This is a genomic window from Pseudomonas sp., assembly GCF_049645325.1.
GTDB lineage: Bacteria > Pseudomonadota > Gammaproteobacteria > Pseudomonadales > Pseudomonadaceae > Aquipseudomonas.
On sequence record NZ_JBARTQ010000385.1, the window covers coordinates 1 to 4,755 of the forward strand.

A 4,755-nucleotide genomic window follows, 5' to 3' on the forward strand; every position below is an offset into this window, starting at 1 on the left:
TCGCAGGCAAGCCAGCTCCCACATTGACCGAGGTGTTTCAGTTAGAGGGTGGTGGCCTTGAGGTCCCGATAACCCGCGCCAGGGTGATTGGCCCCCAGTCGCGCGCCATTACCGAACAGCTTCTCGCGCAAAGTGCCCTGGGCATATTCGGTCTTGTACACACCGCGCTTCTGCAACTCCGGCACCAGCAAGTCCACGGCGTCGATAAAGGTTTCGTGGGTCAGCGCATAAGCCAGGTTGAAGCCGTCCACGTCCGTTTCCTCGACCCATTCCTGCAACAGGTCCGCGACGGTTTCCGGGCCGCCGACGAACAGCGGGCCAAAGCCGCCGATACCGACCCAATCGGCCAGCTCGTTGGGCGTCCAGACCTTGTTCGGGTCGGCCGTGGAAAATGCTTCTACCGCCGACTGGATCGCATTGGTGTGCACGTGCTTGAGCGGTTCGTCGGGTTTGAACTGGCTGAAGTCGATCCCGGTCCAGCCGGAGATCAACGCCATCGCGCCTTCGTAGCTGACGTAGGATTTGTATTCGTCGAACTTGGCCTTGGCCTTGGCGTCGGTCTCGCCGACGATCACCGTCTGCAAGTTGAAAATCAGGATTTTCTTCGGGTCGCGCCCGGCCTCGGCCGCACGCCGGCGGATATCGGCGACGGTCTTTTTCAACAACACCTTGGACGGCGCAGCCACGAACACGCACTCAGCCTGCTCGGCGGCGAACTGCTTGCCACGGCTGGATGCCCCGGCCTGGTACAGCACCGGCGTACGCTGCGGCGACGGCTCGCAGAGGTGAATACCGGGCACCTGGAAGTGTTTGCCGACGTGGCGGATTTCATGGATTTTGCTCGGGTCGCTGAAAATCCGGCGTTCGCGGTCGCGCAGCACCGCGCCCTCTTCCCAACTGCCTTCCCAGAGTTTGTAGCAAACTTCCAGGTATTCCTCGGCGTAGTCGTAGCGCGCATCGTGTTCGGTCTGGGCTTTCTGGCCGAGGTTCTTGGCGCCGCTTTCCAGGTAGGAGGTGACGATGTTCCAGCCGATACGGCCTTTGGTCAGGTGATCGAGTGTGGAGAGCCTGCGGGCGAACGGATACGGGTGTTCGAACGACAGCGACGCAGTCAGGCCAAACCCCAAGTGCTCGGTGACCAATGCCATCGGCGCGATCAGCGACAGCGGGTCGTTGACCGGCACTTGCGTGGCCTGGCGGATCGCCGCGTCGCCGTTGCCGTTGTACACGTCGTAGATGCCCAGCACGTCGGCGATAAACAGGCCATCGAACTTGCCGCGTTCAAGGATTTTGGCGAGGTCGGTCCAGTATTCCAGGTCTTTGTATTGCCACGAGCGGTCACGCGGGTGTGCCCAGAGGCCGGGGGACTGGTGACCGACACAATTCATGTCGAAGGCATTCAAGCGTATTTCACGGGACATCAAACAGCACTCCTGGGCGCAACGCCGTTGAGGTGGTAGTTGCCAACAATCTGGTATTTCACGCGCAGCGGGTCGTCGAGCGTCGGCGGCAGCGCGGTGCGTTGGCCGGTCAGTTCGAACTCGGCTGCACTGGCAGCAAGCAAGGCCTCGTCGGCGGCGATCCGGGCCTCGGTGAGCGCCACCGGGCTGGGGTGGGTTTCGACGCGCTCAAACAACGCGGCGGCTACGTCCACGCGAATTTGCAAATCGCCAAAACGGCTGATCACGTAAGGGTCATCGCTTTTTTCGACATGGCGCCGGGTGCTTTCCAGCAGTTGGCGCGCAAGGTTCAGGGCAGTCATGGCTAAGGCTCCTCAGTTCCAGGCGTGGCGCGCAGGCTTCACGCCGTTGAGCACGAAGTTGCCGATCAGGTGGTATTTCCAGCGCGCCGGATCGTGCAGGGTGTGGGTGCGCGCATTGCGCCAGAAGCGGTCGAGGTTGTGCTTGCCGGTCACCGAACGGGTGCCGGCCAGCTCGAAGAGTTTGCTGCTGGCGAGCAAGGCGGTTTCGGCGGACAGCACTTTGGCCTGGGCGACCACCAGCGAGGCGTCGGCGACGGTGTCTTCATTCGGCTCGGCGAGGGCGCGGTCGACCGCGCGGCCTGCCTTGGCGAGGATGGCTTCGGTGCCGTGCACGCGCCATTCCAGGTCGCCGATAGCGGCAATCGTGAAAGGGTCTTGCCAGCCGTGGTCTTGCTGGCTGTCGATCCACGGCCGCGCCTGGCGGGCGTAAATCTTGGCCTGCTCCAGCGCGCCGAGGGCGATGCCGGTATCCACGGCAGCCTGGATAATCTGTGAGATCGGGCCGTTCGCGGTGGGCTGGTCGAAGGCCTGGTGGGCGGGGATCACTGCGCTCAGGGGCACGACCACCCCGTCGAGGGTCACCCCGCCGCTGGCGGTGGTGCGCTGGCCGAAGCCGTCCCAACTGTCAATCACACTGAGGCCCGGTGCATCGCGTTCGACGAAGGCGATAAACGCCTGGCCATGTTCGTTGTTGCCGACGGTGGGCACCAGGTGAGCGAACAGTGCGCCGGTGCAGTAGAACTTCTCACCGTTGATGTAGGCGGTGTCACCGTCAAAGCGAATCTGGGTGTCGAAGGTGCCGGCGTTTTTGCTCTTGGCTTCGGAGAAGGCATCGCCGAAGCGGTAACCGGCCAGGACCTTGCCGAAGTAGTGGCGCTTTTGCTCCTCCGTCGCGGTTTGCAAGAGGATGTCGACCACGCCCAAGTGGTTCTGCGGGATCTGGCCCAGTGACGGGTCAGCGGCGGAGATCAGCTTGATCACCTCGGCCACGGTCACATAGGACACCTCGGCGCCGCCATAGGCCTTGGGAATGGTGATACCCCACAGGCCACTGGCGGAGAACTCGTCGAGCTCGGCGACGGGCAGGCGGCGTTCACGGTCGCGCACGCTGGCATCGACGGCAAAACGTTCGGCCAACCGCGTCGCCACCTCGATGGCTTCCGCATCCGAACGGATGATATGGGCAGGGTGTTGAGGGTGGGCTGACATGGGCCGACTCCAGGCTCCGATGGGATAACGGAGTGATTGCAGGAGTCGTGCCTGAATTTAATCTTTAATAAAAACAGCAGGTTGCTGATTGATTAGCGCCAGAGGCGGCGCTGCAAACCAGCAAAGTGTGCATCCACTGTTGCCCGGCGAACAGTTAGATCACCACGTTGCGCACAAAGCGCACCGCCACTTCACCATCATTGCGATAGCCGTGGGCCTGAACGCTGGCGAACATGTAGAACTCGCCGGCGGCGACGTGCTTTTCCTGGTCATCCAGTATCAGGGTCAGGCGGCCTTCAAATACAAACAGCTGCACGCTCCAGCCTTCCGGGTCGGGCTCGGGGCTGTAGCGGTCCCCCGGTTCCAGGCGCATTTCCCACAGTTCCACTTCGCGGCGCGCGGTGGCTTTGGCCAGCAGCACGGCTTTACTGCCGGGAATATCACCGGCCCAGGCCAGCTCATTGATGCGGCTGTGGTCGGGGGCATCCGGCGCCTGGATCAGGTCGCTGAACGCCACGTCCAACGCTTCGGCAACACGGTCGAGGGTGGACAGGCTGACGTTCTTCTCGCCCGCTTCGATGGCCACCAGCATGCGCCGGCTGACCCCGGATTTTTCCGACAGCGCGGTCTGGCTCAAGTCGGCAGCATGCCGCAGCCGACGGACGTTCTGGCTGACGTGTTGCAGGACCGAGGCTCGTTGTGGATTTTCTTTGTGCACTATATTGCTCAATAGGTAGGTGTGCGCAGTATACTGCCCAGCGTGCGGCGCATTGTGCGGTCCGTGCCTTTCCCTTGCAAGACCGAGCCGCCATGACCACCCCGAACGCCTCCTCCCGTTTCAACCGTTTCAGCAAAGCCGAATGCCTCCTGGTGGTGATCACCATGATTTGGGGCGGCACCTTTTTGCTGGTGCAACACGCCATGAAGGTCAGCGGGCCGATGTTTTTCGTCGGCCTGCGGTTTGCGGCGGCGGCGATCGTGGTCGGTTTCTTTTCCTTTCGCACCTTGCGCGACCTGACGCTGTTTGAGCTGAAGGCCGGCGCGTTCATCGGCACCTCGATCATGTTCGGCTACGGCATGCAGACCATCGGCCTGCAAACCATTCCCAGCAGCCAGTCGGCGTTCATCACGGCGCTGTATGTGCCGTGTGTGCCGCTGTTGCAGTGGCTGGTGCTGGGCCGTCGCCCGGGGTTGATGCCGGCCATCGGCATCATGCTGGCGTTCACCGGGTTGATGCTGCTCACCGACCCGGCCGGCGCGTCGCTGAACTTCAGCCCTGGCGAGATCGCCACGCTGATCTGTGCGGTCGCGGTGGCGGCCGAGATCATTCTGATCAGCGCCTTTGCCGGGCAGGTGGATGTGCGCCGGGTGACGGTGGTGCAGCTGGCCACGGCGTCGCTGCTGTCGTTCCTGATGGTGGTGCCGATGGGCGAGGCGCTGCCGGGGTTCTCCTGGTTGCTGCTGTTCAGCGCCGTGGGCCTGGGTTTGACCAGTGCGGTGATCCAGGTCGCGATGAACTGGGCGCAACAGAGCGTTTCGCCGACCCGCGCCACCTTGATCTATGCCGGTGAACCGGTGTGGGCCGGGGTGGTCGGGCGGATTGCCGGGGAGCGCTTCCCGCCGATTGCGATGGTCGGGGCGGCGTTGATTGTCGCGGCGGTGATTGTGAGTGAGTTGAAGACCAAGGGGCAAAAAGCGCTTGAGCTGCAAGATGAAAGGGAACAGGAGCAGCAGGGGTAAGGTCTGACTCGGACAAAGGTGGGAGCGGGCTTGCTCGCGAAAGC

5 protein-coding genes are annotated in these 4,755 nt (G+C 62.8%); 1 reads left to right on the forward strand and 4 read right to left on the reverse strand.

Annotated elements, in window-relative coordinates:
- Positions 1–41 precede the first annotated feature (41 nt).
- The 4 genes from WBB95_RS16865 to WBB95_RS16880 form a co-directional block, all read right to left on the reverse strand.
- Positions 42–1,421, reverse strand: coding sequence for an LLM class flavin-dependent oxidoreductase (locus WBB95_RS16865; RefSeq protein ID WP_424488630.1), 1,380 nt, complete (start codon positions 1,419–1,421; stop codon positions 42–44).
- Positions 1,421–1,762 carry an acyl-CoA dehydrogenase gene (locus WBB95_RS16870; RefSeq protein WP_424488631.1) on the reverse strand — a complete coding sequence of 114 codons (342 nt, stop codon included), beginning with the start codon at positions 1,760–1,762 and terminating at the stop codon, positions 1,421–1,423. Before WBB95_RS16870 ends, WBB95_RS16865 begins: the two co-directional genes overlap by 1 nt.
- A gap of 12 nt (positions 1,763–1,774) precedes the next feature.
- The gene (locus WBB95_RS16875; RefSeq protein WP_424488632.1) at positions 1,775–2,971 is read right to left on the reverse strand and encodes an SfnB family sulfur acquisition oxidoreductase; all 1,197 of its coding nucleotides are present in this window, start codon (positions 2,969–2,971) and stop codon (positions 1,775–1,777) included.
- Positions 2,972–3,125: 154 nt separating this feature from the next.
- Positions 3,126–3,689, reverse strand: coding sequence for a helix-turn-helix domain-containing protein (locus WBB95_RS16880; protein ID WP_424488633.1), 564 nt, complete (start codon positions 3,687–3,689; stop codon positions 3,126–3,128).
- A gap of 92 nt (positions 3,690–3,781) precedes the next feature.
- Here WBB95_RS16880 and WBB95_RS16885 point away from each other — a divergent pair, with 92 nt between their 5' ends.
- Positions 3,782–4,711 (forward strand): DMT family transporter, encoded by a 930-nt coding sequence (locus WBB95_RS16885; RefSeq protein ID WP_424488634.1) that lies wholly within the window; start codon positions 3,782–3,784, stop codon positions 4,709–4,711.
- The last annotated feature ends 44 nt before the right edge of the window (positions 4,712–4,755 follow it).